This window comes from Amycolatopsis sp. lyj-346 (genome assembly GCF_046548975.1).
GTDB lineage: Bacteria > Actinomycetota > Actinomycetes > Mycobacteriales > Pseudonocardiaceae > Amycolatopsis.
Genome location: NZ_JAJPWT010000001.1, coordinates 179,100 through 204,407 on the forward strand (window position 1 = coordinate 179,100; position 25,308 = coordinate 204,407).

Annotated in this window: 21 protein-coding genes; 8 read left to right on the forward strand and 13 right to left on the reverse strand. The window is 71.4% G+C overall.

Annotation, left to right across the window (positions count from 1 at the left end; translation table 11 throughout):
• Positions 1 to 16: 16 nt before the first annotated feature.
• Positions 17 to 868, forward strand: coding sequence for an ABC transporter ATP-binding protein (locus ACLJQE_RS00915; RefSeq protein ID WP_410638272.1), 852 nt, complete (start codon positions 17 to 19; stop codon positions 866 to 868).
• A 45-nt stretch (positions 869 to 913) separates the two neighbouring features.
• Here ACLJQE_RS00915 and ACLJQE_RS00920 read toward each other — a convergent pair whose 3' ends face one another.
• From ACLJQE_RS00920 to ACLJQE_RS00960, 9 genes are all read right to left on the reverse strand, one after another.
• Positions 914 to 1,792: a bile acid:sodium symporter family protein gene (locus ACLJQE_RS00920; RefSeq protein WP_410636990.1), complete on the reverse strand. Its 879-nt coding sequence runs from the start codon at positions 1,790 to 1,792 to the stop codon at positions 914 to 916.
• 120 nt (positions 1,793 to 1,912) lie between these two features.
• Complete coding sequence (gene mdlC, locus ACLJQE_RS00925) at positions 1,913 to 3,499, reverse strand: benzoylformate decarboxylase (protein WP_410636991.1); 1,587 nt, start codon at positions 3,497 to 3,499, stop codon at positions 1,913 to 1,915.
• Positions 3,500 to 3,508: 9 nt separating this feature from the next.
• Entirely contained in the window at positions 3,509 to 3,667 is a 159-nt protein-coding gene (locus ACLJQE_RS00930; RefSeq protein ID WP_410636992.1) for a DUF397 domain-containing protein, read from the reverse strand.
• A complete protein-coding gene (locus ACLJQE_RS00935; RefSeq protein WP_410636993.1) occupies positions 3,667 to 4,518 on the reverse strand; it encodes a helix-turn-helix domain-containing protein in 852 nt (283 codons plus the stop codon). Before ACLJQE_RS00935 ends, ACLJQE_RS00930 begins: the two co-directional genes overlap by 1 nt.
• 80 nt (positions 4,519 to 4,598) lie before the next feature.
• Positions 4,599 to 6,251, reverse strand: coding sequence for a protease pro-enzyme activation domain-containing protein (locus ACLJQE_RS00940; RefSeq protein ID WP_410636994.1), 1,653 nt, complete (start codon positions 6,249 to 6,251; stop codon positions 4,599 to 4,601).
• A 166-nt stretch (positions 6,252 to 6,417) separates the two neighbouring features.
• Positions 6,418 to 7,380 carry a hypothetical protein gene (locus ACLJQE_RS00945; RefSeq protein ID WP_410636995.1) on the reverse strand — a complete coding sequence of 321 codons (963 nt, stop codon included), beginning with the start codon at positions 7,378 to 7,380 and terminating at the stop codon, positions 6,418 to 6,420.
• Between the two features lie 44 nt (positions 7,381 to 7,424).
• Positions 7,425 to 7,637 carry a hypothetical protein gene (locus tag ACLJQE_RS00950; RefSeq protein ID WP_410636996.1) on the reverse strand — a complete coding sequence of 71 codons (213 nt, stop codon included), beginning with the start codon at positions 7,635 to 7,637 and terminating at the stop codon, positions 7,425 to 7,427.
• Positions 7,638 to 8,098: 461 nt separating this feature from the next.
• Complete coding sequence (locus ACLJQE_RS00955) at positions 8,099 to 8,776, reverse strand: copper homeostasis protein CutC (protein WP_410636997.1); 678 nt, start codon at positions 8,774 to 8,776, stop codon at positions 8,099 to 8,101.
• Between the two features lie 12 nt (positions 8,777 to 8,788).
• On the reverse strand, positions 8,789 to 11,596 hold the full coding sequence (locus ACLJQE_RS00960; protein ID WP_410636998.1) for a nitrate- and nitrite sensing domain-containing protein: 2,808 nt from the start codon (positions 11,594 to 11,596) through the stop codon (positions 8,789 to 8,791).
• A gap of 187 nt (positions 11,597 to 11,783) precedes the next feature.
• Here ACLJQE_RS00960 and ACLJQE_RS00965 point away from each other — a divergent pair, with 187 nt between their 5' ends.
• On the forward strand, positions 11,784 to 12,749 hold the full coding sequence (locus ACLJQE_RS00965) for an ABC transporter substrate-binding protein (RefSeq protein ID WP_410636999.1): 966 nt from the start codon (positions 11,784 to 11,786) through the stop codon (positions 12,747 to 12,749).
• A 58-nt stretch (positions 12,750 to 12,807) separates the two neighbouring features.
• Positions 12,808 to 14,193: an FAD-dependent monooxygenase gene (locus tag ACLJQE_RS00970; protein ID WP_410637000.1), complete on the forward strand. Its 1,386-nt coding sequence runs from the start codon at positions 12,808 to 12,810 to the stop codon at positions 14,191 to 14,193.
• On the opposite strand, the gene ACLJQE_RS00975 is transcribed toward ACLJQE_RS00970, so the two are convergent.
• Entirely contained in the window at positions 14,190 to 14,807 is a 618-nt protein-coding gene (locus ACLJQE_RS00975; RefSeq protein ID WP_410637001.1) for a hypothetical protein, read from the reverse strand. The two genes, ACLJQE_RS00970 and ACLJQE_RS00975, sit on opposite strands and share 4 nt — an antisense overlap.
• Before the next feature lie 89 nt (positions 14,808 to 14,896).
• On the opposite strand from ACLJQE_RS00975, the gene ACLJQE_RS00980 reads away from it, so the two are divergent.
• A complete protein-coding gene (locus ACLJQE_RS00980) occupies positions 14,897 to 16,543 on the forward strand; it encodes a DNA repair helicase XPB (protein WP_410637002.1) in 1,647 nt (548 codons plus the stop codon).
• 22 nt (positions 16,544 to 16,565) lie between these two features.
• On the opposite strand, the gene ACLJQE_RS00985 is transcribed toward ACLJQE_RS00980, so the two are convergent.
• Both ACLJQE_RS00985 and ACLJQE_RS00990 read right to left on the reverse strand, forming a co-directional pair.
• A complete protein-coding gene (locus ACLJQE_RS00985) occupies positions 16,566 to 17,210 on the reverse strand; it encodes a response regulator (RefSeq protein WP_410637003.1) in 645 nt (214 codons plus the stop codon).
• Positions 17,201 to 18,316, reverse strand: a complete 1,116-nt coding sequence (locus ACLJQE_RS00990; protein ID WP_410637004.1) for a sensor histidine kinase — start codon at positions 18,314 to 18,316, stop codon at positions 17,201 to 17,203. The genes ACLJQE_RS00985 and ACLJQE_RS00990 overlap by 10 nt, the downstream gene beginning before the upstream one ends.
• Positions 18,317 to 18,423: 107 nt before the next feature.
• Here ACLJQE_RS00990 and ACLJQE_RS00995 point away from each other — a divergent pair, with 107 nt between their 5' ends.
• The 3 genes from ACLJQE_RS00995 (at position 18,424) to ACLJQE_RS01005 (ending at position 21,332) form a co-directional block, all read left to right on the forward strand.
• Positions 18,424 to 19,080 (forward strand): DedA family protein, encoded by a 657-nt coding sequence (locus ACLJQE_RS00995; RefSeq protein WP_410637005.1) that lies wholly within the window; start codon positions 18,424 to 18,426, stop codon positions 19,078 to 19,080.
• Positions 19,081 to 19,247: 167 nt separating this feature from the next.
• Positions 19,248 to 20,009: a DUF4253 domain-containing protein gene (locus ACLJQE_RS01000; RefSeq protein ID WP_410637006.1), complete on the forward strand. Its 762-nt coding sequence runs from the start codon at positions 19,248 to 19,250 to the stop codon at positions 20,007 to 20,009.
• A 477-nt stretch (positions 20,010 to 20,486) separates the two neighbouring features.
• Positions 20,487 to 21,332 (forward strand): DUF72 domain-containing protein, encoded by an 846-nt coding sequence (locus tag ACLJQE_RS01005; RefSeq protein WP_410637007.1) that lies wholly within the window; start codon positions 20,487 to 20,489, stop codon positions 21,330 to 21,332.
• A 100-nt stretch (positions 21,333 to 21,432) separates the two neighbouring features.
• On the opposite strand, the gene ACLJQE_RS01010 is transcribed toward ACLJQE_RS01005, so the two are convergent.
• On the reverse strand, positions 21,433 to 24,228 hold the full coding sequence (locus ACLJQE_RS01010; protein ID WP_410637008.1) for an AfsR/SARP family transcriptional regulator: 2,796 nt from the start codon (positions 24,226 to 24,228) through the stop codon (positions 21,433 to 21,435).
• Between the two features lie 74 nt (positions 24,229 to 24,302).
• Here ACLJQE_RS01010 and ACLJQE_RS01015 point away from each other — a divergent pair, with 74 nt between their 5' ends.
• Positions 24,303 to 25,232 (forward strand): o-succinylbenzoate synthase, encoded by a 930-nt coding sequence (locus ACLJQE_RS01015; RefSeq protein WP_410637009.1) that lies wholly within the window; start codon positions 24,303 to 24,305, stop codon positions 25,230 to 25,232.
• Positions 25,233 to 25,308 lie beyond the last annotated feature (76 nt).

Genomic DNA, 25,308 nt, shown 5'->3' on the forward strand with positions numbered 1-25,308 from the left:
TCCCATGTCGTCCACCATGCTCGAAGTGTCCGGCCTCAGCCACACCTACGGCACCGGCACCAAGGCGCACACCGCGGTGAACAACCTTTCGTTCACCGTCCAAACCGGACAGCTGGCCAGCATCGTCGGCCCGTCGGGCTGCGGGAAGTCGACGCTGCTGCGCTGCATCGCCGGGCTGACCCCGCCGACCGGCGGCACGGTCAGCCTGCACGGCGACCGCGTCGCCGGGGTGCCGGACGACCTGGCCGTCGTGTTCCAGGACTACAGCAGGTCGCTGTTCCCCTGGCTTTCGGTGCAGAAGAACGTCGAGTTCCCGTTGCGGTGGCGGCCGATCTCGCGCGCGGAACGACGTGAGCGGGCAGCCGAGGCGCTGGCCCACGTCGGCCTGTCGGAGGTCGGCGGGAAGTACCCGTGGCAGCTGTCCGGCGGCATGCAGCAGCGGGTGTCGATCGCCCGCGCGCTGGCCAGCCGCCCGGCGCTGCTGCTGATGGACGAGCCGTTCGCCTCGGTCGACGCCCAGACGCGCTTCGAACTCGAGGACCTGACCCGGCGCGTGCAGCGCGAGCAGGGCAGCACGGTCCTGGTCGTCACCCACGACATCGACGAGAGCGTGTACCTGTCCGACCGCGTGCTGGTGCTGTCGAAGTCACCGGCGTCGATCGTGGCGGACCTGCCGGTGGGCCTGCCCGCCGAGCGCGACCAGATCACGACGCGCGAGTCGGCGGAGTTCGTGACCCTGCGCGGCGAAGTGGCCCGGCTGCTGCACGGCGGCACCCCGGCCGAGGCTGCCGCGGCGGCTTCCGACGCGGCGGAGTGGGCATTGGCCGAGCAGGCTCCGAACAGGACGGAGACCAAGACCCGCGGCTAGCCGTGGTCGCGAGCGAAGCGGGACGCCGGCGGGGTTCTCCCGGTCCTAGGCGCCCGTGACGCTCGCGACCTCGGAACGCTTGCGGCTCAACGCGTAGGCGGCGATCGCGGCGGGCACGAACATCAGCGAGCCGTAGATCCCGGCCGGGACCGCCATCGGCTCGCTGCCGAGCACCGACATCGCGACGGTGATGGCCAGCGCGGCGTTGTGGATGCCGATCTCCATGGCCGACGCGATCGCCTGCCGCCGCTCCACCCGCAGCAGCCGCGGCACGCCGTAACCGATCGCCAGGCTCAGCACGGAAAGCAGCAACGCCACCGGCCCGAGCGTGTCGCTGTTGTCCAGCAGCAGCTTGAAGTTCCCGGCGATGGAGAACGTGATCGCCAGCACCAGCACGACGACCGACGCGATCTTGACCGGTTTCTGCATCTTCTCGGTCCAGGCGAGGTAACGGTGCCGGACCCACATGCCGATCGCCACCGGGATCACCACGACCGCGAACACCTGCAGCAGTTTCGCGGGCTGCAGCCCGATCGACGCGTCGCCGGCCATGAACCGCGCCATCGCGAAGGCCACCACCAGCGGCAGCGTGAACACCGCGAGCACGGAGTTGATCGCCGTCAGGGTGATGTTGAGCGCGACATCACCACCCGCGAGGTGGCTGAACAGGTTTGCCGACGTCCCGCCGGGCGAGGCGACGAGCAGCATCATCCCGACGGCCAGCACGCCGTTGAGCCCGAACAGCACGACCAGCCCGTAGCAAATGGCGGGTAGCACGACGATCTGGCACGTCAGCGCGATGAAGGCGGCCTTCGGGTACTTCACCACCCTGGCGAAGTCGGCCAGGGTCAGCGACAGGCCGAGGCCGAACATGACCAGCGCGAGCGCCGCCGGCAGGAAAATCGAGACGATCTGCGCACCCATTCGAACCTCCGCGAGTTCCATGCGAGAACCGGCCGCCCCATCCTGCCCTCGCGCAGGTGCGATCTTTCTCCTTTTGTGCGTCGAATGACCGTTTTGTAACCTTCGCCCGTCCGGTCAGGCTCAGTACAGCGACTTGGACGACGCGGCCACGCGGATGTGGACCAGCGTCGGGCGCGGGTCGGCCAGCGCCGCCGTGAGACCGGGGGCCAGTTCGGCCGGCTCGGTGATCGTCACGCCGTGGCAGCCCATGCTCACCGCCAGTGCCGCGAAGCCGATGCCGCCCAGCTCGGTGCCCGGGAGTTTGGCGCCGCCGATCGCGTCGCCGAGGATCCGGACCGCCGCGTACTCGGAGTTGTCCAGGATCACGAACGTCACCGGCAGTTCTTCGCGCGCCGCCGTCCAGAGGGCCTGGATGCCGTACATGCTCGAACCGTCGCCGATCACGCCGACGACCTTGCGGTCCGGCCGGGCGAGTGCCGCGCCGACCACGCCGGGGACGCCGTAGCCGAGCGTGCCGCTGGCCATCGTCAGGAAGCCGGTGTCGGTGGCCGTGATCGGCAGGTGGTCGTGCAGGACCCCGCGGTGGCTGGGTGCCTCTTCGACGACCAAGGCGTTGTCCGGCAACAGATCCGCGAGCGTCGAGTAGACGAGCTCGCCGGTCAGCGCGTCGCCGCTCGGCTTCGCGGGACGCTGCCGCGACGCCGGCGCGGGCCGCGTGCCGCGCTCGACTACGTTCAGCAGCGCGCGGATGCCCAGCTTCGGCGTGGCGCGGATGCCGGTGCCTTCGAAGGCGCGGGCGAGGACCTGCTCGTCGTCGCTGACGAGGAACAGCGGCGGCAGCGGAGCTTCCCCGCGGCCGCGGTCGACGTGGTAGGTGAAGGCGGGCGCCCCCAGCACGACGACGAGGTCGTACGGCGCGAGCGTGTCGGCGACGGCACCGCGTTCGGGGTCGAGGAACCCCTGGAACAGCGGGTGGTCTTCGGGGAACGAGCACCGGTGGGACATCGGGGCGACCCACACGGCGGCGTTGAGCCGTTCGGCGAGCGCGACGGTTTCGACGACGGCCCCGTCCTGGTCGACGGCTCCCCCGACGACGATCGCCGGCCGTTCCGCGGCGGCCAGTGCGGTGTTGAGCTCGTCGACGGCCTCGGGATCGGGGGCGAAGCCGCGGATCCCGGGCCGCGAGACGATCGGCCGTTCGGTGGTGACGGACCAGTCGTCGGCGGGAACGGACACGAAAACGGGACCGGACGGCGCCTGCGTGGCAACGTGGTAGGCCCGCGCGAGCGCGGCCGGGACGTCCTCGGCGGAGGCGGGCTCGATCGACCACTTCACGTACGGCTTCGGGAACTCGGACGCTTCCACGGCCCCGAGGAAGGGCTCGTGCGGAATGAGCGACCGGATCTGCTGCCCGGCGACGACGATCATCGGCGTCCGGTTGCGGTAGGCGGTGAAGAGGCTGCCGAGCCCGTGCCCGACCCCGCCGGCGGAGTGCAGGTTCACGAGCACGGCTTGGCGAGTGGCCTGCGCATAGGCATCGGCCATCGCCACGACGGCGGATTCCTGCAGGCCCAGGACGTAGTCGAAGTCGTCGGGCCAGCCGGTGAGGAACGGCACCTCGGTGGTGCCGGGGTTGCCGAACACCGTGGTGAGGCCGAGTTCGCGGAGGAGTTCGCGGGTGGCGTCCAGCACCGTGCGCTTGATCATGCGGACAGGTTAACGCTTAGCCTTGCGAACGAAAGCCCCCCAAGCGGCCGAACCCACGGTGAGAGTGCCCCCGGCGCGGTCCTTGGTGTCCCGGATCTGCGACACCGGTCCGAGCTTCACCTCCACGCAGTTCTCTTCGCTCCCGCTGTAGCTGGACTTACGCCACATCACGCCTCCAAGTCGGCGATCACCTCCCGCACGAGCGCGCAGGATTCCTGCTCGCTCAGGGCCAGTGCCGCCATCGCCCGCTGGGCCGCCAGGTAATCGGACACCTGCTGCTCATCGTAGAGGTAAGCACTGCCGCGGTACTGCTCCAGGAAGACGATCGGCGGCAGGTCGGCGAAGTCGAAGACCACGAAGGAACCGTTGAGACCGGGGTGAAACTCTTCGCTATCCGGCAGCACCCGAAGGCTGATGTTCCGCCGCTTGGTCAGCTCGGCGAGGTGCCTCAGCTGCGGAAGCATGATCTCGCGACCGCCGAGCCGCTGCCGGATAACGGGCTCGGCGAGGAACACGGTGTAGGGAGAAGGATTGCGGCCGGTCAGAACCTCCTGCCGCAGAAGGCGAACCCTCAGCCTCAACCGCAGCTCCTCTTCCGCCCGCCGCCGACCGCCGGTGCCGAGGATCGCCCAGGCGTATTCCGGGGTCTGCAGCAGCCCGGGGATCAGCAGCGGCTCCCAGGCGAAGATCGCCGAGGCCGTGCGCTCGTACTCGATGAAAGCCGAGAGCCGCGGCGAAATCCCGGGAATGCTGTGCTCGAGCCAGTTGGGCTCGCGGGCGTTCCTCGCCAGCTCCAGCAACCTCTTCCGCTCCACCGGCTCGACTCGCAGCGCCCCGAGCAGCAGCGCCACCTGCTCGATCTTGGGCACACGCGTCCCGCTCTCCCAATGCGACAGATCCTGCGCCACCACACCCGCCAGCCGCGCCAGCTGGCGCACGCCGAGGTTCCGCGCCTTCCTCGCCGCCCGAAGGCCGAAGCCCAGCGCGCGGGACCTCGGTGTCGCTACCAGTGTTGCCATGCGCACATTGTGTCATCGGCCACCGACAAAACCGGGAAACCGGGGCTGTCGCAAATCCGCGACAGCCCCGGCTCCGCACCTCAGCCGAGCAGGCCGGACAGGCCGCTGCCCTTGAAGGAACCCCAGCCCGTCACCTGGTCGTACCCCGTCCCGGCGCTGAACCCGGTCGTGCCGTGCAGGGTGTTGCTGCCCGTCGTCACGTCGTGGAAGCCCGTGCCGTACGAGGACCCGTTGCCGATCGAGTAGAACTTCGGGTTCAGGTTGCCCAGTGCCCCGCCGTGCACCTGGTTCTGCAGGGCCGCGAAGGCCGCCCACAGCGGCGTTGCGCCCGACGTTCCGCCGACCGTCTCCCACGTGCCCGCGCTGTAGATGTAGTACCCCGACGTCGGCGAGGCGTCCGCCGCCACGTCCGGGACCTTGCGGTACGTCGTGCTCTGCGAGGACTGCCACGACGGCGCGGTGAACACCGTCGAGATCCCGCCGCCGGTCGAGCCGCCGCTGTTGCCGTCGTTCCAGGTCGCTTCGCTGCTGTAGCCGTTGGACGACGTCACGGTCAGCTTCGTGCCGCCGACACCCGACACGTTCGGGCTCGACGCCGGGAAGTCGACGCCCTTGGCCGTCGAACCCGTCTGGCGGTAGCAGTCGGTCGTGCCGTCGTCGCCCGCCGCCGCGAAGTACGAAATGCCCTCCGCCGTGCCGGTCGCGATCGCGCTGCTGACACTCTTCGCCGCGCTCGACCCCTCGGCCGCTTCGCAAGCGCCCCAGGAGATCGAGACGACGTCGACCGTGGCGTCCGACGCGATCTTCTGGTACATCGCCAGTTCGCCGGCACTCGAGTTCGGTGCCTCGTAGACGTAGTCGTCGGCCGCCGCGGCCAGTGCGTGCACGACCTCGATGTCGAGCTCGACCTCGATCTGGCCGCCGCCCGGCGAGGAGTCGTAGTTCGCGCCGCTGACCCCGACCGTCGTCACCGAACCCGCCGACAGGCCGTAGGTGCTGTCGTACTTGGTGATATTGGACTTCTGGTAGCCGTCGAACTCGACGAAGCCGACGTTCACGCCGCTACCCGTTGCCGACAGACCGCTGGTGCCGTAAGCGGTCTTGAGCACCGGCGGGGTGACGGCCTTGACGACGTTGGGCTGCTGCGCGAGCGGTTTCGCCGAATGCGTCCGCACCGCGTGGTCGTCGAGGCCGACGACGCCGCCCACGACGTCCGAAACGCTCGACGGCACGGCCGGGACGGCGTCGTTGGCGAAGAAGTCCCGCCCGGACACCTGGTCGTGGTAGGTCCCGATGCGAGTCCGGAACGCCGACTCGAGCTGCGCCGCCGACCCGGTGAACGTGATGGCCTGCCGGTTGCCGGAAACCTCGATCCCGGTCAGCCCGGATTTCCCGAGAAATGAGACGGCCTTGTCGACGTCCGCCTGGGTCGGGCCGAACCTCGCATTGAACTGCGCCGGGTTCAGGAACCGGTGGTATTGCGCCGATGCGGGATTCTGCACGTCCGCGAGGAACTTTTCGAGCGCCTGCTGGTTGTGCAGTTTCAGCGACAGCGCGGCGGTGATCGGCCGGTCGGCCGCGACGTCGCCGGTGCGGGCGCTGTTGATCAGCGGCGCGGCGTTGTCAGCCAACGCGACCAGGGGTTCCGACGCCGCGGCGGCCGGGACGGCCACGGCGAGGCCGAGCAACGCAGGCAGCGGCACAGCGGCCGCGACGAGCTTGCGCAAGCGCATGGGGAATTTCCTCTCGGCGGTGGGGACCGGGCCTGCGCGGAATGCTCGCCGCAGGTTGCCGAGAAGCATAAGAAGATGCGATCACGCCGAGGAACCTACTTTTGTCTGGGCTTCGACGGATCCCATTTTCATTTTCCGACCGGTTTACCTTTCCATGACAAAATGATTATTGTCCGGAATGCCCGGCCATTTCGACGCGTTCGATGATCTCCCGGGCACGCGCGTCGCGCCGGTACCGCCGGGCCGCGGACGACAGCGTCCGCAGCCGCTGCCGGGTCCGGGGCGAGCGCAGGCCGCCGGCCAGCTCGATCGCCTCCCGCCCGGCTTCGGCGGCGACGTCGAGATCGCCGTCCAGCGCGTGCACGGTGGCCAGCCAGATCAGCGTCAGCGACCGGCTGCGGGCCATCTCCGGGCCGTAGCCGGCGATGGCGTCGACGAGCGCGGGGATGCCGTCGCGGCCGTGGCGGACGTCGACGACCTGGGCCAGTTCCCCGTGCACCGTGCCGATCATCGCCGCCAGGTCGTTCGCCCCGAAGAAAGCCGCCCACGGCGAGGGTTCCGCACCCGCGGAGCCGGCGAACTCCCGGCGGGCCCGGTGCAGGCACCTCAGCGCGGCGACGGCGTCGGCCTTCTTGGCGTGCGCCCACGCCTGGTTGGCCGACAGGATCGCCTGGGCCAGCGGCGAATGCGCCCGCAGCGCCGCCTCGCGCCCCCGCGCGAACTCCGTCAGCGCCGGGTCCACCGCGTCGTAGTGCAGCAGCAGCCGCCCGGCGCGGTACCGGATGTTGGCCTGGAGGTCGTCGTTGCCCGCCTCGACGGCCAGGTGCAGCGCCTGCGCGAACGCTTCCAGCGCGGCCTCCGGGCGGTCGTCGTCGAAACTCGTCCAGCCGGCGAGGTTGTACAGGTCGGCCACGGCGGCGCAGAGCCGCGGCCGGACCTTGCCGCGCACCGTGCCGCCCAGCAGTCCGACGGCGTGGGGCAGCACCGCCGCGACGGCTTCGCCACAGGCACCGCCGCCGTAGCGGTAGTCCTGGGCCCGAAGCCGCGCGATGGTGTTCTCGAGCCGTTGCACGTCGGCGAGACCCACGTGCGTGCCACCGGAGTCGTCCCGTCCGTCACTGCCGGTCATGGCAGCCCTCCGTCCGTCGAGAGCCGCCGATCGGGCAGCTCCGCTCATTCCCCGCCGGGCGAGGCCGGGGCCCGCTCCGTCGAGGGACTGGCGCCGGGCAGCACCCCGGTGGCGGTCAGCACCACACCCGTGGCGGCTTCCGCGATCTTGACGACGGCCAGCAGCCCGGTCAGGGCGAGGGAGCCGCCGAGCCCCAGTTTCGCGAATTCGTCTTCGCAGGTTCCGGTTTCGCGTTGACGCGGTATCGCGCCGGTCACGATTCGGCCCTCCGGCTTGCCGTGGACCCACTCACGCGATATCCACGGGGAATCAGCCTGCCCCAGGCGACGGAAATCCATCTGATGGTCGACATTCTGGTTTCCTGCTGGCTAGTCATCGAACGAATTGCGAACCGGATACGCGCGCCCACAGCGCTGCCTCCTGTACATTCCAGACGATTGATGACACCGGGGGCCGGGGTGTCTGATTGGCCAGGGGTCGACGGTGGTCGCCGCCGACAGCGCCCAACTTCGCCAACGATAACCAGCAGATGCCGCCGATTCAGCCACCAACCAGGTCAAAAGTGGAACTGCCCGTGCAGCCGCACGCGCACCTCCGCGCGCGAGGGTGCACGGAGCGGATGCAATTTCACGTGCCGGTTCACGATTGCCGCCGACAGTGAAAACATCGGCAGAAATCGTTCTATTCCGCCGGTTTTCCGTCGGATCTGCGTAGACGATCAGGATTTGACGAGGTCGACCCAGGTGCGCACGGTTCCGGCGTCCACCGGCGCCTGCCAGCCGCCGGGGCGCACCGCGCTGCCGACGTGGAATCCCCGCACGCCGCCCGCGCGCAGCAGGTGGACCTGCTGTGCACGCAGGCCGCCACCCACGAGCAGTTCCGGTCCGCCGTCGCGCTGCGCAAGCCTTTGCAGCACCGAAAGGCCGCTGGCCACGCCGTTCGGGTGACCGGCGGCCAGCACGGTGTCACATCCCAGGGACGCCAGCTGGTCGTACGCGCGCACCGGGTCGCGGGTGCGGTCGATGGCGCGGTGGAACGTCCAGGGCAGGCCGTCGACCTCCTTGATCAGCGTCTCGCAGGCGTCGAGGTCGATCTCGCTGTCGACGGTGAGGAAGCCGAAGACGAACTCCCGGGCGCCCGCATCGATCAGCCGGGCGGTGTCCGCGCGCAGCCCTTCCAGGTCGCCGACGGCGAAGGAACCGTTGTCCCGCAGCATGACCCGCACCGGGAGGTCGGTCGCCGAGAGCACGTCACGCAGGGTCTCGATCGACGGCGTCAGGCCGTCCTGCGCCATGTCCGCAACCAGTTCGAGGCGGTCGGCCCCGCCCGCCTGCGCGCCTTCGGCGTCCGCCGCGTCCAGCGCGATCACTTCCAGCAGGGGCGTCTTCGAGCTCATGCCTCATCCGTTTCACTGGTTCCGGGTGTCGTCTCCCCTCGCGTGCCGCCCTCGCCGGAAGCCGCCTTGAAGGCTCGTCATCCGCTCGCGTACCGCTTCCGGGGAAAGAGAGAGTATCGGCCGCTGTTCCGGCACCGCTCCCGGGCTGGCCGCGGAATCCAGCGGCTGCAGGAACGGCCAGGTGTCCTCCGCGCCGTCCTCCTGCTCCAGTTCGGCCGAGGTAGGCCATTCGTACGCGGGCTCGATCGCGGCGGGCGGCGCGACGGGCCGCAGCCGCGGTTCGGTGTCCTCGTCATCCGGCCGGGGCTCGGCCACGACACCGCTTTCCCGTGCAAGCTGCGCCTCGGCAGGGGCCGGGCTTTCACGTGAAAGCTCCACCTCGGCAGGAGCGGAGCTTTCACGTGAAAGCTCCGGGGGCGGTGGTGCGGCGAGCGCGTGCCGTGGCCGGGGGTCGGCCGGTCGCGGTGCCTCGGCGACCGGGCGCGGCTCGGCCACGGGGCGCGGCTCGGCGACCGGGCGCGGCTCGGCGGGTTTCCGCGGCGGTTCGGGTGCGGCGGAGGCGTCGAACCAGCGGGACAGGACGTCGCGGTAGGCGGGCATCCGCTCGGTCGGAGCGTCGAAGTCCGGGTGGGCGTCGTCGTCCGCGGTCGGCCACTCCGGCGCGTGGTCGCGGGCCACCACCGGGGCCCGGCGCAGCGGGCCGGCCTCGATCGACGGCGGCGTCAGCTCTTCCGGCTCCGGCTCCGGCTCGGGTTCCGGCGGCGTCAGCGGGGCGAGCGGCGCCAGCAGCTCCGGCTCCGGGGCGACGGGCGGCTCGGCGGGCGGGGGCGGCGCCGGCATCGGCGGCAGCTCGACGATCAGGCCCGCGGGCACCAGCACGGTCGCGACCAGCCCGGCTTCCGCGCCCGCGCTCAGGCTGACGTCGATGTGGTGGCGCTTGGCCAGCGTCGCGACGACGAACAGGCCCATCCGGCGCGACACCTCGACGTCGACGTCCGGCGGGTGCGCGAGCCGCGCGTTGGTGCGGTCGATCTCCGCCTGCGGCATGCCGGCGCCGTGGTCGATGATCTCGATCTGCCAGTCGCCGTCGTGGGTTTCGGCGCTCGCCACGGTGACCATCTCTTCGCCGGAGTAGCGCGTCGCGTTCTCCAGCAGCTCCGAAACGACGTGCACGAGGTCGTTGACGGCCTCGCCGCGGACCGCGACCTGCGGCGCCGGGCCGAGCTCGATCCGCTGGTAGTGCTCGACCTCCGAGAGCGCGGCACCGATGATCTCGTCGGCGGGCACCGGGCCGGCGTCCTCCCGCGCCGAGTCGTTGCCGGACAGCACCAGCAGGTTTTCGCTGTTGCGCCGCATCCGCGTCGCGAGGTGGTCGAGTTCGAACAGGCCCGCGAGGGTGTCGGGGTCCTGCTCGTCGGCCTCCATCCGGTCGAGCACCGACAGCTGCCGTTCGACGAGGTCCTGGCTGCGCTGCGAGAGGTTGACGAACATCGCGTTGACGTTCTCGCGCAGCATCGCCTGTTCGCCGGCCAGCCGGACGGCCTCGCCGTGCACCGCGTCGAACGCGCGCGCCACCTGGCCGAGCTCTTCACGCGTGAACACCGGCACGGGCGCGACGGCCAGCCGTTTCCGCAGGTTCTCGGGGGCGGGCTCGGGATCGGTGAGCAGGTTCTGCACGGCCGCGGGCAGCCGGTGCTCGGCCACCTCCAGCGCCGTCCGGCGCAGGATCCGCAAGGGGCGCAACAGAGACCGCGCGATGACGACCGACAGCACGCCCGCGACGAGCAGGACGCCGAGAACCACGCCGCCGTCCCACAGGGCGGCCGTGCGGGCTTGTGCCGCCAGGGCGTCCGTGCGTTGCTGCAACTGGACCAGCAGCGCCTGCTGCACCCGGTGGGCGAGGTTCACCGTGTGCGTGGCCGAGGTGTCCCACTGGTTCGGGTCGAGACCCGAGAGGTTCTGGTCGTTTTCGGTGCGGGTGAGCGCGGATTCGACCATGTCGTTGCCGATGTCGACGACCAGGCCGATCACCGTGTCGTCGTACATCCGCTGCTGGTCAGGCGTGGCGAAGGTGCGGTAGTCGCTGCGCGCGGCGGCCAGTTCGGCTTCCGCGCCGAGCAGTGCGCGCGTGCGGTCGCGGTTGAGGGTGCCCGCCGCGAGCGCCTCGGCCATCACCGCGCGCTTGACCGACATCTGGTCCTTGATCCGGGCGAGTGCGTTGCCCGCCAGCCGCATCCGCGCGAGTTCCGGGTCGGCGACGTCGGCGGCGGCGGAGTCGCTGATGTCGAGCAGGCCGGAGATCAGCTCGCTGTAGGAGCGCAGCACGGCGTCGGCGGGGAACGCCGAATGCTCCGCGGAGAACCGGAGGCCGCCGAGCACGCGCAGCCGGTCGTCGGTCTGCCGCAGGCTTTCCGCGGCGTTCGCGTCGAGCCGTGGCTTGCTGTCGGCGAGGGTTCGCTCGAACCCGCCGATGGCCTGGTCGACGCGGGCGCGCTGGGCGGTGAGGTCCGCGGTGTCGCCTTGCCGGTTCTGGGCGACGAACCGGACCGTGAGGTCGCGCTCGCGTTGCAGCTCGTGCAAGGCTTCGGCGACCGTGTTGTCGACGCGGCCGCGGGTGGCGAACTCGGCCAGCTGCCGGGCTTCGCGCAGGTCGGAGCTGATCCGCAGGCCGACGAGCGCGATCACGGCCAGCGCCGGGATGAGGAGGACGGCGAAGAGCTTCGTACCGAGACGCCAGTTCCGCAACCGCCAGCGGCCGCCCGCCGGACGCGGATCCGCCGCGTCGCCGCCCTTGCGGGGACGCTTGTCGCGACGGGTCACCTGGTTTCCTTTTCCGCCGCGGGCGGGAACCCGCGGATCGAACGACACCTCGAACCTACTGAACGGTAGCCCGCCCCATGAAGATCCGAAAGCCGCGTTGGCACGATACGGCCCTGCCCGCGATCGTATGGGGCGCGGACCATACGATCCAGCACGAGAACCAGATTCTCGCGGTAGGTGAAGGTTCATGATCAGACGCGGACCGATGATTCCGCTGGTAGCGGCGCTCCTGGCGACCGCGGGATGCACCGTGTTCTCCGCCGGCACCGCCGTGCCACCGCCGCCGCTGGAGCGGACCACGCTGCGCGTCGGTGTGGGCAACGCCATCGACACGGCCCCGCTGCGGATCGCCGTCGCCGCCGGAAAGTTCGGCGCCGCCGGGCTGAACGTGTCCCTCGTGGAGCTCGGCGCGGACGACGGGCTCGCGAAGCTGGCCGCCGGCGACCTCGACGTCACCTTCGCCTCCGACATCGCGATGTTCCGCGCCGCGGCCGGCGGGACGGCGTTGCAGCTGCAGGGCGAGGCCTACACGGCCGGCCCCAACACGATGGCCCTGGTGACGCTGCCGGATTCGGACTACACCGAGCCGACGGCGAAGAGGTCGCCCAAGATCGCGGTGAACAGGCTCGACGACATCGGCGCGCTCGTCGCGCGTTCGGTACTGGGCACCGCGGGCGTCGACGAGACGAAGATCAAGTTCACCGCGGTGCCGTTCGACCGGATGCCGCAGGCGCTGCAGGCGGGGGACGCCGACGCCGCGCTGATGATCGAGCCGTACATCACCCGCGCCGAGAAGGACCTCGGCGCACACATCCTGGCCGACGGCGCGCGCGGTTCGACGCTCGACTTCCCGCTCTCCGGCTACACGGCGGCGAAGCCGTTCGCGCAGGCCAACCCGCGGACCCTCCGGGCGTTCCGCACCGCACTGGGCGCCGCCCAGCAGAGCGCGACGGACCCCGCGATCGTGCGTGACGCCCTGCCCAGGTTCTCCGACATCGACGGCACCACGGCCGCGCTGATCTCGCTCGGCTCGTACCCGGCGTCGCTCAACGGCATCCGGCTGCAGCGCGTGGCCGACCTGATGCACAACTCGGGCCTGCTGGCGGCCCGCCTCGACGTCCAGGGCCTGCTGCCCGAGCAGACCGGATATTAGCTACCGCCATATCTGCACTTGGTCTACTTTTGCACTCAGTCTACTCGAGGAGTGCACGATGACCGACGTCCTGATCGCCGGAGCCGGCCCGACCGGCCTCATGCTGGCCGCGGAACTCGCCTTGGGCGGGGCCGGCGTGACCGTGCTCGAACGCCGCGAGGGGCCGGGGCTGCCGCGGCCGGTCGGGCTCCAGCCCCGGACCGCCGAGCTGCTGGAGATGCGCGGGCTGAACCCGGCCGACCAGCAGGTCGACGGCCCGAGCGGGCACTTCGCCGGGCTGCCGGTCGCGCTCGACCACAGCGTCTGGCGGACACGCCACCCCCGGGTGCTGAACCGGACGCAGGACGACGTCGAGGCCGTGCTGTCCGCACACGCGGTCAAGCAGGGGGCCGTGCTGCGGCGCGGGCACGAGGTGACCGCGGTAGACGTCGACGCGGACGGCGTCACGGTCGACGGGCTGCGGGCGCGCTGGCTGGTGGCCTGCGACGGGGCGCACAGCACCGTCCGGCGCCTGCTCGGGGTGCCGTTCCCCGGCCGCACCGAAACCTTCGTCGCCACGCTGGCGCACATCCGGCTCGCCGCCACGTCCGACCTCGTACCGGCCCGCGCCGCGCACTTCAGCCAGGTCACCCGCCAGGTGGACGGCTACTGGTCGATGCTCACCCCGCTCGGCGACGGCGGCCACCGGTTCGTCTTCGGCTCCACGACGCGGCAGCCGGGCCGCGACGCACCGGTGTCGGACACTGAAGTCACCGAAGCGCTGACGGCCCTGTACGGCGCCGAGACGCGGCTGGGCGAGGTGTACGGCGCTTCGCGGTTCAACGACGCGACGCGGCAGCTGGAGCAGTACCGGCACGGCCGCGTCCTGTTCGCCGGCGACGCCGCCCACATCCACCCGCCGCTCGGCGGGCAGGGGCTCAACCTGGGTGTCCAGGACGCGCTGAACCTCGGCTGGAAGCTGGCCGCGACGATCCGCGGCACGGCGCCGTCCGGGCTGCTGGACACCTACCAGGCCGAACGCCACCCGGCCGCCTCGCGCGTCCTGCGGCAGACGGCGGCGCAGCGCGTGTTCACGGCGCCGGAACGCAGCGAGAACGTCGAGGCGCTGCGCGAGATCGTCGTCGACCTCATGCGGCTGCCGGACGCCAACCGCTACTTCAGCGGGCTGCTGTCCGGCCTCGGCCTGGACTACCCCGGCGCGCACCGCATCCCGGACCTCGACCTGACGACGGCGGCTGGGCCGACGCGGCTCTCGACGTTGCTGCACGGCGGCCGCGGCCTGCTCCTCGACCTCGGCGACCACTCGGTGCCGCCCGGCTGCACCGGCCAGGTCGACGTCGTCCGCGCGGCGACCGGCGACCCCGAGTACCGCGGCCGGCTGCTGCTGGTGCGGCCGGACGGGTACGTCGTCGACCCGGCCGAGCTGACCAGGTGGTTCGGCTAGATGTTCTCGCCCGGCGGCCTCAGGCACACGACGCGCGCGGGCGGTCCGTTGTAGACCAGCACCTCATCTGCCTCTTCGCAGCCCTCGCCGCCGCGATAGCCGGTGATGACCTCGGCGCGTTCCGTCGCCGCCGGGTCGGAGCAGCTCACCTTGGCGATCGTGACCTCGTCTTCGACGTCGCGGAGGCAGTCGCCGGTGCGGACGTTCAGGGCGAGGCAGAGCGTCCGCCCGGCGCCGGAGTCGGTCGTGGTCTGGAACCGCACGTAGCCGTTCGAGGAGCAGCGCGAGGTCCCGCGATAGCTGTTCTCGACCTTGTAGGTCGCGTTGTCCGTGCTGCAGCCGACGCGGTGGTAGGCGAGCTTGCCTGCCCCCTCGCGCGTCAGGTAGAGGCAGTCGCCGCTCGACGGCGCGCCGCTGCGGGCGATCCAGGAGACGCCCATCGCCCCCAGCGCGCCCAGGCCCAGCGCGGCGACGACGCACGCGACCAGGGTGATCCGCACCTTCGTGGTGAACCAGTGCGGGACCGGCTGGTGCCCCGGTACCGGGGGCATCGGCGCGGGCTGCGCGTAGCCCGGCGACCGGAACGGGTTGTCGTCGAACGGCGGTGTGGTCAACGTGCCCTCCAGTGATCCCCTCGGCACCTCGTCCCACCAGCGGACCCGCGAGCGGAGCGGACCGGAGCGAGGCACGTATAACAGTAGTTGTGACTGATGGCCCGCTGATCGTCCAGTCCGACAAGACCGTGCTCCTGGAGGTCGACCACTCCCAGGCCGATGACGCGCGCGTCGCGATAGCGCCGTTCGCCGAGCTCGAACGGGCTCCGGAGCACGTGCACACCTATCGGATCACGCCGCTGGCGTTGTGGAACGCGCGCGCCGCGGGCCACGACGCCGAGCAGGTCGTCGACGCGCTGACGACGTACTCGCGCTTCCCGGTGCCGCAGCCGCTGCTGATCGACGTCGTCGACGTCATGGGCCGGTTCGGGCGGCTGCAGATCGCCAACCACCCGGCGCACGGGCTGGTCATGTCGACCACCGACCGCGCGGTGCTGGCCGAGGTCATCCGGAACAAGAAGATCAGCCCGATGCTGGGTGCCCGGATCGACGACGACACCGTCATCGTGCACCCGTCCGAGCGCGGGCGGCTGAAGCAGGCGCTGCTGAAGGTCGGCTGGCCGGCCGAGGACCTGGCCGGGTACGTCGACGGCGAGGCGCACCCCATCGCGCTGGACGAGACGGACTGGCAGCTGCGCGACTACCAGCGGATGGCGGCGGAGGCGTTCTGGGCGGGCGGCTCGGGCGTCGTCGTGCTGCCGTGCGGTGCCGGCAAGACGATGGTCGGCGCGGCGGCGATGGCCCGCGCCCAGGCCACGACGCTGATCCTGGTGACGAACACGGTCGCCGGGCGGCAGTGGAAGCGCGAGCTGATCGCGCGGACGTCGCTGACCGAGGAGGAGATCGGCGAGTACTCCGGGGAGAAGAAGGAGATCCGGCCGGTCACCATCGCCACTTACCAGGTGGTCACCCGCAAGACCAAGGGCGAGTACCGGCACCTGGAGCTGTTCGACTCGCGGGACTGGGGCCTGGTCGTCTACGACGAGGTCCACCTGCTGCCCGCGCCGGTGTTCCGCATGACGGCGGATCTGCAGTCCCGGCGGCGCCTCGGCCTGACGGCGACGCTGGTCCGCGAGGACGGCCGCGAGGGTGACGTCTTCTCGCTGATCGGCCCGAAGCGCTACGACGTGCCGTGGCGCGACATCGAGGCGCAGGGCTGGATCGCCCCGGCGGAGTGCACCGAGGTCCGCGTGACGCTGACCGACGCGGAGCGGCTCGAGTACGCCACGGCCGAGGCCGAGGAGCGGTACAAGCTGGCGGCGACGGCGTTGACGAAGACCCCGGTGATCAAGTCGATCGTGGCCAAGCACGCGGGCGAGCCGACGCTGGTCATCGGCGCGTACCTCGACCAGCTGGAGATGCTCGGCGACGAGCTCGACGCCCCGGTGATCCAGGGCGCGACCCGCAACAAGGAGCGGGAGGAGCTGTTCGACAAGTTCCGGCGCGGCGAGATCCGGACACTGGTGGTGTCGAAGGTCGCGAACTTCTCGATCGACCTGCCGGAAGCCTCGGTGGCGATCCAGATCTCGGGCACGTTCGGTTCCCGGCAGGAGGAGGCCCAGCGGCTGGGCAGGCTGCTGCGGCCCAAGGGCGACGGACGGCAGGCGCACTTCTATTCGATCGTTTCGCGCGACACGGTGGACACGGAGTACGCGGCGCACCGGCAGCGGTTCCTGGCGGAACAGGGCTACGCGTACCACATCGTGGACGCGGACGACCTGCTCCGGCCGCTCTGAGCCGCTCCGGCGGGTCCCCCGCTCACGAGCCCAGGTACCGCAGGACGGCGAGCACCCGGCGGCTGTAGCCGGCCGCCTGGGGCAGGTCGAGCTTGTCGAAGATCGCGTTCGCGTGCTTCTCGACCGAGCTCTGCGAGAGGTACAGCAGCTGCGCGATGCTCGCGTTCGTGTGGCCCTGCGCCATTTTCTCCAGGACGTCGCGCTCGCGCGGGGTCAGCCGGCCCAGCGCGTCTTCGTGGGAGGTGCGGGCCACCAGCCGCCGCACCACTTCCGGGTCGAAGGCGGCACCGCCTTCGGCGACCCGCTCCAGCGCGTCGAGGAACTCGCCGACCTGGGCCACGCGGTCCTTGAGCAGGTAGCCGACGCGGCCGCGGTCTCCGCTGATCAGCTGGGCGGCGTACCGCTTCTCGACGTATTGGGAGAGGACGAGCACCCCGGTTTCCGGCCACCTTTCCCGGATCTCGAGGGCGGCACGCAGGCCTTCGTCGGTGTGGGAGGGGGGCATCCGCACGTCGGTGACGACGACGTCGGGCCTCGCCTGCGCGGTGGCCTCGACGAGTGCTTCACCGTCGCCGACCGCGGCGACGACGTCGTGGCCTTCCTCGGCCAGCAGCCGCACCAGGCCTTCGCGCAGCAGCGTCGAGTCCTCGGCCAGGATCACCCGCACGGCAACGCCGCCCGCACGACCGTCGGGCCGCCGACCGGACTGTCCACGCTGAACTCCCCGTCCGCCGCCGCCACGCGCCGCGCCAGCCCGCTGAGCCCGCCGTTGCCGACGGCCTGTGCGCCACCCGAGCCGTCATCGCGGATCTCCACCACCATGTTCCGGCCGACGACACGCACGTCGATCGTGATCCGCGTCGCGCCGGAATGCTTGGTCGCGTTGGTGACGGCCTCCGACGCCACGAAGTAGATGACCGTGGCCAGCTGGAGCGACGGTTTCCAGATGGACGTGCACCACACGTCGACCGGGATCGTCGCTCGTTCGGCCAGGGACTCGAGAGCGGTGTCGAGACCGCCTTCGTCGAGCGCGATCGGATACACGTGCCAGGCGACCTCGCGCAGCTCCCGCAAGGCTTCCTGCACTTCCTCGTGGGCCTGCCGGACCAGTTCGGTGTTCCCCGTGCGCCGGGCCCGGCCCAGCAGCATGCCCAGCGCGACGAGCCGTTGCTGCACCCCGTCGTGCAGGTCGCGCTCGATGCGGCGGCGTTCACCGTTCACCGCCTCGACGACTTCCGCGCGGGTGCTGAAGAGCTGCGACATCCGCCGTTCCACGATCGTCCGGAAGCTCGGGCCGAAGAATCGCTTGGCCAGCCACCGGTCCAGGGCGGCCACGCCGGCCATGCCCTGCCAGCAGAGGAACACCGCGAGCGCCGCGAGCCCGAGGATCAGCGCCCAGTCCGCGACGCTCCCCACGCCCTGCCCACCGGGAGCGCGTCCGGTGAACAGCTGCTCGGCGTAGAACACCGCCGCCAGTACCCCGGCGCCGACGCAGGCCCAGACGCCGAGCCCGAGCAGGCCGACAGGAGCACGGGTGCCGAGGTACTGCAGGGCCCGGCGGCCGTCGTAATCGTCATCGTTGTAGTTGTCAAAGAACCGTTCCAGCCGAACGCGTTCGACCTCGGCGAGCTTCCGGGCGCCGTGCAGGACGGCCTTGCGCGTCGCGGGGACGACGAGCAGGGGCGCGCTCAGCAGGACGTACAGCACCTCGGCGATCGCGGTGAGCGCGCCGAGGCCGACGCCCGCTGTGGTGCGTGCCGCCCAGATGATCACGACCTCAGGCTAGCGAGCGCGGGGGATTTCCGTATTGCGGTTTTCCGCAATGTTTCCGGGTGGTGTTCAGCAATGTGCTGCCGCTCGCGAATTCCTACGTTCGAGCCATGGCTCTCTTGCTGACCTCCACCTCCACCTCCGCCGAACCGATGACCGGGCTGGCCGGCTGGGCCGTCGGGCTCATCGACGCGCTCGGCGGCCCCGGCGCCGCCATCATCGTCGGGCTGGACAACCTGTTCCCGCCGATCCCCAGCGAGCTGGTGCTCCCGCTCGCCGGGTTTTCCGCGAGCCGGGGCGCGTTCACGCTCCTGGGCGCGCTGTTCTGGACGACACTGGGCTCGCTGGCCGGCGCGGTGATCGTCTACTGGCTGGGCGCGCTGCTCGGCCGGGACCGCACCCGCGCGTTGGTGAGCCGCCTCCCGCTGATGAAAGCCGGCGACTTCGACCGGACGGAGGCCTGGTTCGCCCGGCACGGTGGCAAGGCCGTGTTCCTCGGGCGGATGGTGCCGATCTTCCGCAGCCTGATCTCCCTGCCGGCCGGGGTCGAACGCATGCCGTTCGGCCGGTTCCTCCTGCTGACGACGGCGGGCAGCCTGCTGTGGAACACGGTGTTCGTCGTGACCGGGTACCTGCTCGGCGAGAGCTGGTCGCTGGTCGACCGGTACGCGTCGGTGTTCCAGTACGTCGTGCTGGCCGCGGTGGTGGTGGCGGCCGGGGTGTTCGTCATGGTCCGGTTGCGCGAGCGCCGGACTCGTTCGGCGTAGCGAATCGTCACAGGAACAACTTCCGCCACAGGAGTTGCAGACAGGCTTCTGACCTGCAGATTCACTGATTCACTCGAACGGATGAGCGGGCGCGGTACTGGAAATTGTCGGACCCTCGAACTACTGTTCGACATGCAGCAACCGAACACAAGTTCGAGGGGACGTCCATGACGATCGCACCGCTCCGCCCCGGTACGCCCGCGCCGCCGGTCCAGACCCTGCCACCGGGATCGTGGCACGGCCGGCTGTGGGTGTCCGACCTGCCGCTGACCCGGCCCGAGCGCTACCTCGGCTGCGTGGCCGAGTTCGAGCGGTCCGGGCTGTGGCCGGTGCTGATCCCCCACGACCAGCGTTTCGCGGCGAACGGCGAAGACTGGATCGACGACCGGGGCCGCCTGGCCCCGGCCGGCCACCGGGTGGCCACGGCCGACCCGGCGGGAGCACTGGCCCGCTGGTGGGACGCCTCGTGCTGCGACGGCGCCTGCCTGCGGCCCTTCGGCGCCCGGTTCCCGGGCCTGGCCAAGCGCAGCCCGCGCAGGTCGGACCCGCTGGCGGAGGCGGGCAACACGGGTTCGATCCTGGCCACCCGGGCCCCGCACCGGCTGGGCCTGGTCCAGACCGAGCGCCCGGCCGACATCCCCGCCCTGCTGGGGTGGACGGGGATGATCAAGTGCACCGACCAGGTGGCAGAGCTGTCGGCAGTCCTGCGCAGCTGGGAGGACAGGTTCGGAGCCACACTGGTGGTGCTGGGCTTCGACGCCATCGAGCTATCGGTGGCGGCACCGCCGCGCAACCAGGCTCGGGCGTTGACGGTCGCGGCGGAGCACCGGGCGTTCAGCTTGCCCACGTTCGCCGGGCAGCCGGGGAATCTGCGGGAGTACGCGTCGGGGTTGGTGCAGTCGCGGCATTGGCGGTTTTCCTGGGCTTGAGGGGTTGGACGCTGGGCGTGCGCCGGGGGGCCGGGCGCCGGGGGGCCGGGGGGCCGGGGGGCCGGGGGGCCGGGGGGCCGGGGGGCCGGGGGGCCGGGGGGCCGGGGGGCCGGGGGGCCGGGGGGCCGGGGAAGCATGGTTGCGCTGTTGGCCTGGCTGCGTAACTCCGCATTGCGCCGGAACAGGCCTGCATCCGGTGCCGCGCCGGCCCCGCTTTGCCCATGCCGCAGCGCCCGCTCCGGCTCGGCTGCCCGCCGAACCCTCGCCGGATCTTGCGATTCGCGGCCGTCGCAACCCCGCGCGGCGCAACCACCCGCACCAACCCCGGGAGGCCATCGCTTGAGCCGTCACTTCAAAGGTCCCGTGAGACGGGCGTCCGTCAAATCAGGTCACCTGGTCCAATCTTCGGTCCGGCCGTCCGGGCGAGTGCGCGTTTGGCCGTCCGGACGAACGGGAATCACCCGTCGCGGGAAGGCGGTGAGGGCGATCGCCGAGATCCGGATCGGGACCTCTGGGTGGCGCTATCCCCCGTGGCGCGGGGTGTTCTACCCACCCGGGCTCGCGCAACGGCGGGAGCTCGAATACCTGTCGCGGCGGATGAACGCCGTCGAAATCAATGGTTCCTTCTACTCGCTCCAACGGCCCGAGCGGTACCGTGCCTGGTTCGACGAGACGCCCGCCGACTTCCTCTTTGCCGTCAAGGGCGGGCGCTTCATCACCCACATGAAGCAGCTTCGTGACGTCGAGACCGCGCTGGCCAACTTCTACGCCTCCGGCGTCCTCGCGCTCGGCGCGAAACTGGGTCCCTTCCTCTGGCAACTGCCACCCCGGCTCGCCTTCGATCCCGATCGGCTCGAGAACTTCTTCGCCCTCCTGCCGCGCACCACCACCGACGCGGCGCAGCTCGCCACCAAGCACGACGACAAGCTGAAGGGCACGCCGTACCTCGAAGCCGGCGCACGGAAACCCCTGCAGCACGCCCTGGAAGTCCGGCACCCCAGCTTCGCCGAGCCCCCCGCGATCGACCTTCTCCGGCAACACGGGATCGCGCTCGTGGTCGCCGATACCGCCGGCAAGTGGCCGTTCCTCGAAGACCAGACCGCCGATTTCGCCTACGTCCGGCTGCACGGGGACGAAGAACTCTACGTCAGTGGCTACTCGGACCAGGCCCTGCGCAAGTGGGCCGGCAAGATCCGGGAGTGGCACGACGGTGGACGGCGGGACGTGCACGTCTACTTCGACAACGACGTCAAAGTGGCAGCTCCCCGGAACGCCGAATGCCTCGCCGACCTGCTTGGCGTCACCCCCAGCGCGACACAGTGAGTGGACAGTGAGCGCCGTTCGTTTGACTGTGCCCGCGGGCCGGACCGGCTTGCGTGCTGCCGCTGGGGGTCGGCACGTGAGCCGGTCCGGATCCGAAGGCTCATGCCCCCACCACGACCAGCGCCGCCAGCTTGGCGCGGACGTCGTCGGCGTCCGGGTGGCCCAGCTCCGTCAGCAGGCGCACCGAGCGGAGCCAGCACTCGCGGGCCAGTGCCGCGTCGCCGTGGCGGAGGTGGATCGTGCCCAGCTGGGCCAGGACGTCCGCCGCCTCGTACTGCTCGCCCATCGCGAAGAACATCTCCACCGAGTCGCGGATGCACGCGATGCCTTCCGCGAACCGGCCGAGGCCGATGAGCGCCAACCCGCGGGTGTGCTGGGTGAACCGCGTGTCCACCGGGCGGCCGTCCGGGCCGAGGATCGCCAGGGCCGCGTCGGCCAGGCGCAGCGCCTGCTCGTGATCGCCCATTGACGTGCAGATGTCGCCCAGTGCCCGCAGCACGCTCGCCTCGAAGTGCCCCAGCCCCAGCTCGCGGACGATCGCCAGCGCCTGCATGCCGTGCTCGTACGCCCCGGCGCAGTCTTCGAGGTTGTGCGCCGCCATCGCCAGGTTGTACTGCGCCCGCGCCTCGCCCTCGCGCGCCCCGAGCTCACGCTGGATCGCGAGCACCTGCTCCAGGTACCGCCGGGACTCGGCGTACTGCCGGGCGACGCCGTTGACGACGCCGAGCCCGCTCAGGATTCCCGCCTCGCCCGGCCGGTGGCCGCTCGCCCGCGCGGCGTCCAGCGCCACCGCGAACACCGACCGCCAGTCGTCGAGCCGCGAGCGCGTCACGAAATAGCTCTGCAGCAGCCAGGCGAGCTTCCAGCAGACGTCGTCGCGGCCCCGGCGCCGCGCCAGGTGCACCGCGGCGGTGAGGTTGCCGTGCTCCTCGCCGAACCAGTCCAGTGCGTCGTGGTACGAACCGAACGCCAGGCCGCCCTCGAGGTCTTCGAGTTCCAGCAGCCGGTAGTAGCGCTCCGGCCGCATCCGCCGTGACGCGTTCAGCGCCGACGCCAGGTACCAGCCCAGCAACCGGTCCAAGGCGGCCTCGCGCTGCGAAGCCGAATCCACCTGCGAAGCCGCTTCGCCCGCGTACGCCCGGATCAGGTCGTGGAACTGGTAGCGGCCCGGACGCGGCTGGGCGAGCAGGTGCGCGGCGGCCAGGGTTTCGAGCATCGGCCGGGTCGCGGCGACGTCCAGTCCGGCGACCGCGGCCGCCGCCGGCGCGGTGAACTCGACGCCGGTGTGCAGCCCGAGCAGCCGCAGCAGCCGGGCCGTCGACGGCTCCAGTGCCTGGTAGGAGTAGGAGAACACCGACCGGATGTTGGTGCCTTCGCCGTCGGCGAGGTCGAACGAATCGAGCGGGTCGCGGTCGAGGGCGCCGACGAACTCGTCGAGCGGCAGGTCGGGGAACTGCGCCGCCCGCACGGCGAGGATCCGGATCGCCAGCGGCAGCCCGCCGCAGTAGCGCACGAACCGCTCGGCCGCCGCCGGCGCGCGGGCGACCCGGTCGAAGCCGATCGTGGCCGCCAGCAGCGCGACGGCGTCCTCGTCGCCGAGCTCCTCCAGCGCGATCCGGCGCGCGCCGTGCGTCGCGACCAGCGCACGCAGCTGCCAGCGGCTGGTGATCACGACCAGGCAGCCGGGGCCGGGCAGCAGCGGGCTCACCTGCTCGGTGCGGTTGGCGTTGTCGAGCAGGACCAGCAGCCGCCGTCCCGCGGTGTGGGTCCGCCAGCTCGCCGCGCGGCCGTCGAGGTCGCCGGGGAGCTGATCGCACGGCACGCCCAGCGCGGTGAGCATGGTCTCCAGCGCCGCCGACGGCTCGACCGGCTCGCCGGGGCCGTAGCCACGCAGGTTGAGGTAGACCTGCCCGCCGGGGAACCGGTCCGCGATCTCGTGCGCGAAGTGCACGGCCAGCGTCGTCTTGCCGATGCCGCCCATGCCTTCGACGGACGCGATCGGCGTCGACGCGCCGGCGTCGGCCGCCTCCGGCAGCAGCGCGTGCAACGCCTTGAGGTCGCACTCTCGCCCGGAGAAGGTCCGCAGGTCGGCGGGGAGCTGGTGCGGCACCTGCGGCTCGACGCCGAGCCGGTAGCGCGCCAGCGCCGGGGCCGGGTCGCCGTCGGCGCCGGTGAGGATCGCCTGGCGGGTGCGCTGCAGCGACGGCCCGGGGTCGAGCCCGAGCTCGTCGGCCAGCACGTCGCTGATCCGGCGGTACACCGTCAGCGCCTCGGCTTGGCGGCCCGACCGGTACAGCGCGATCACCAGCTGCTCGTGCAGCCGCTCCCGCAGCGGGTTCTCCCTGGTCAGCCGGGTGAGCTCGGGGACGACGGTGCCGTACTCGCCGACTTCGAGCAGCGCGTCCGCCCACTGCTCGCGCACCCGCAGCCGTTCCTCGGCCAGCTGCCCGGCTTCGTCGCGGTGCAGCGCGTCGGACTCGACGTTCAGCAGCGCCGGGCCACGCCACTGCGCGAGTGCCTCGGCGAGGTGCCCGGCCGCCCGGCGGCTTTCCCCGCGGTCCATCGCCGCCTTGCCGCGCACGGCCAGCGCGCGGAAGCGGGTCAGGTCGAGCAGGTCGTCGTCGAGTTCGATCCGGTAGCCGCCGCTTTCCGTGCGGATCGCGACCTGGTCGCCGAGGGCCCGGCGCAGGCGCAGCACGTACGTCTGGAGCGCGCCCTTGGAGCGGCGGCGGTCGTCGTCCCACAGCCACCGGGCGAGCTCGTCGACCGGCACGACCCGGTTCGCGCGCAGCAGAAGCCCGGTCAGCACGATCAGCGGCCGGCTGCCCCCGAGCGGCACCGGGCGGCCATCGGCCGTGACCTCGGCCGGGCCGAGCACGCGGAAATCGAGGACCACAAGGTCATTCTGTCCGGAAATGCGCAGTTCGGCACCTGTTTGCGATACCCGGCACGGTGGCATGATCGGCCTCGATGAAGGTCTACGCGATCCCCCTGCGCACCCGGTTCCGCGGCATCACCGTCCGTGAGGGCGTCCTGCTGCCCGGCCCGGCGGGCTGGGGCGAATTCTGCCCGTTCGCGGACTACTCCGACGCCGAAAGCGTGCCGTGGCTGCGGGCGGCGCTGGAGGCGACCGAGGCCGGCTGGCCGGCGCCGGTCCGGGACCGGGTCGAGGTGAACACGACGGTGCCGGTGGTCGGGCCGGAGCAGGCGCACGAGCTGGTCCGCGCGTCCGGCTGCCGCACGGCCAAGGTGAAGGTCGCCGACCCGCGCGTCTCCCTGGCGGACGACTGCGCCCGGGTGGAGGCGGTCCGCGACGCGCTCGGCCCTGGCGGCGCGATCCGCGTCGACGCCAACATGGCGTGGGACGTCGACACGGCGGTGCGCGCGATCGCGGACCTGGACAAGGCGGCGGGCGGGCTCGAGTACGCGGAGCAGCCGTGCCCGTCGATCGAGGACCTGGCCGCGGTCCGGCGCCGGGTGAACGTCCGGATCGCGGCCGACGAGTCGATCCGCCGTGCGGAGGACCCGCTGAAGGTCGCGGTCGCCGGCGCGGCGGACATCGCGGTCCTGAAGGTCGCTCCCCTCGGCGGCGTCCGGCGTGCGCTGGAGGTCGCCGAGGGGAGCGGGCTGCCGTGCGTGGTGTCGTCGGCGGTGGAGACGAGCGTGGGCCTGGCGGCGGGGCTGGCACTGGCCGGCGCCCTCCCCGAACTCGAATTCGCATGTGGACTGGGCACGATTTCGCTTCTGACCGGCGACGTCTGCCCGCATCCACTGTCCCCTGTGGACGGTTATCTCCCGGTCGTGCGGGAGGCGCCGGAGCCCACGGCGGCTTACGCGGCGCCCCCTGAGGTCGCGGCTGCGTGGGAAGCCCGGCTCGCCCGGGTGCACGCGCTGCGCTGACCCCGAGGGCAAGTTCAGGGTCCGGGTCCGGGCCGTTCCCGATGTGGGCGGCCACCCCGGGAAGACACCATTGAGC

Coding starts and splice junctions, on each gene's coding strand:
- ACLJQE_RS00995 (WP_410637005.1), top strand. CDS start 18,424: ATGGCTCTCTTGCTGACCTCCACCTCCACCTCCGCCGAACCGATGACC.
- ACLJQE_RS00935 (WP_410636993.1), bottom strand. CDS start 4,518: ATGGCAACACTGGTAGCGACACCGAGGTCCCGCGCGCTGGGCTTCGGC.
- ACLJQE_RS00920 (WP_410636990.1), bottom strand. CDS start 1,792: ATGGGTGCGCAGATCGTCTCGATTTTCCTGCCGGCGGCGCTCGCGCTG.
- ACLJQE_RS01015 (WP_410637009.1), top strand. CDS start 24,303: ATGAAGGTCTACGCGATCCCCCTGCGCACCCGGTTCCGCGGCATCACC.
- ACLJQE_RS00945 (WP_410636995.1), bottom strand. CDS start 7,380: ATGACCGGCAGTGACGGACGGGACGACTCCGGTGGCACGCACGTGGGT.
- ACLJQE_RS00965 (WP_410636999.1), top strand. CDS start 11,784: ATGATCAGACGCGGACCGATGATTCCGCTGGTAGCGGCGCTCCTGGCG.
- ACLJQE_RS01000 (WP_410637006.1), top strand. CDS start 19,248: ATGACGATCGCACCGCTCCGCCCCGGTACGCCCGCGCCGCCGGTCCAG.
- ACLJQE_RS00940 (WP_410636994.1), bottom strand. CDS start 6,251: ATGCGCTTGCGCAAGCTCGTCGCGGCCGCTGTGCCGCTGCCTGCGTTG.
- ACLJQE_RS00915 (WP_410638272.1), top strand. CDS start 17: ATGCTCGAAGTGTCCGGCCTCAGCCACACCTACGGCACCGGCACCAAG.
- mdlC (WP_410636991.1), bottom strand. CDS start 3,499: ATGATCAAGCGCACGGTGCTGGACGCCACCCGCGAACTCCTCCGCGAA.
- ACLJQE_RS00955 (WP_410636997.1), bottom strand. CDS start 8,776: ATGAGCTCGAAGACGCCCCTGCTGGAAGTGATCGCGCTGGACGCGGCG.
- ACLJQE_RS00930 (WP_410636992.1), bottom strand. CDS start 3,667: ATGTGGCGTAAGTCCAGCTACAGCGGGAGCGAAGAGAACTGCGTGGAG.
- ACLJQE_RS00970 (WP_410637000.1), top strand. CDS start 12,808: ATGACCGACGTCCTGATCGCCGGAGCCGGCCCGACCGGCCTCATGCTG.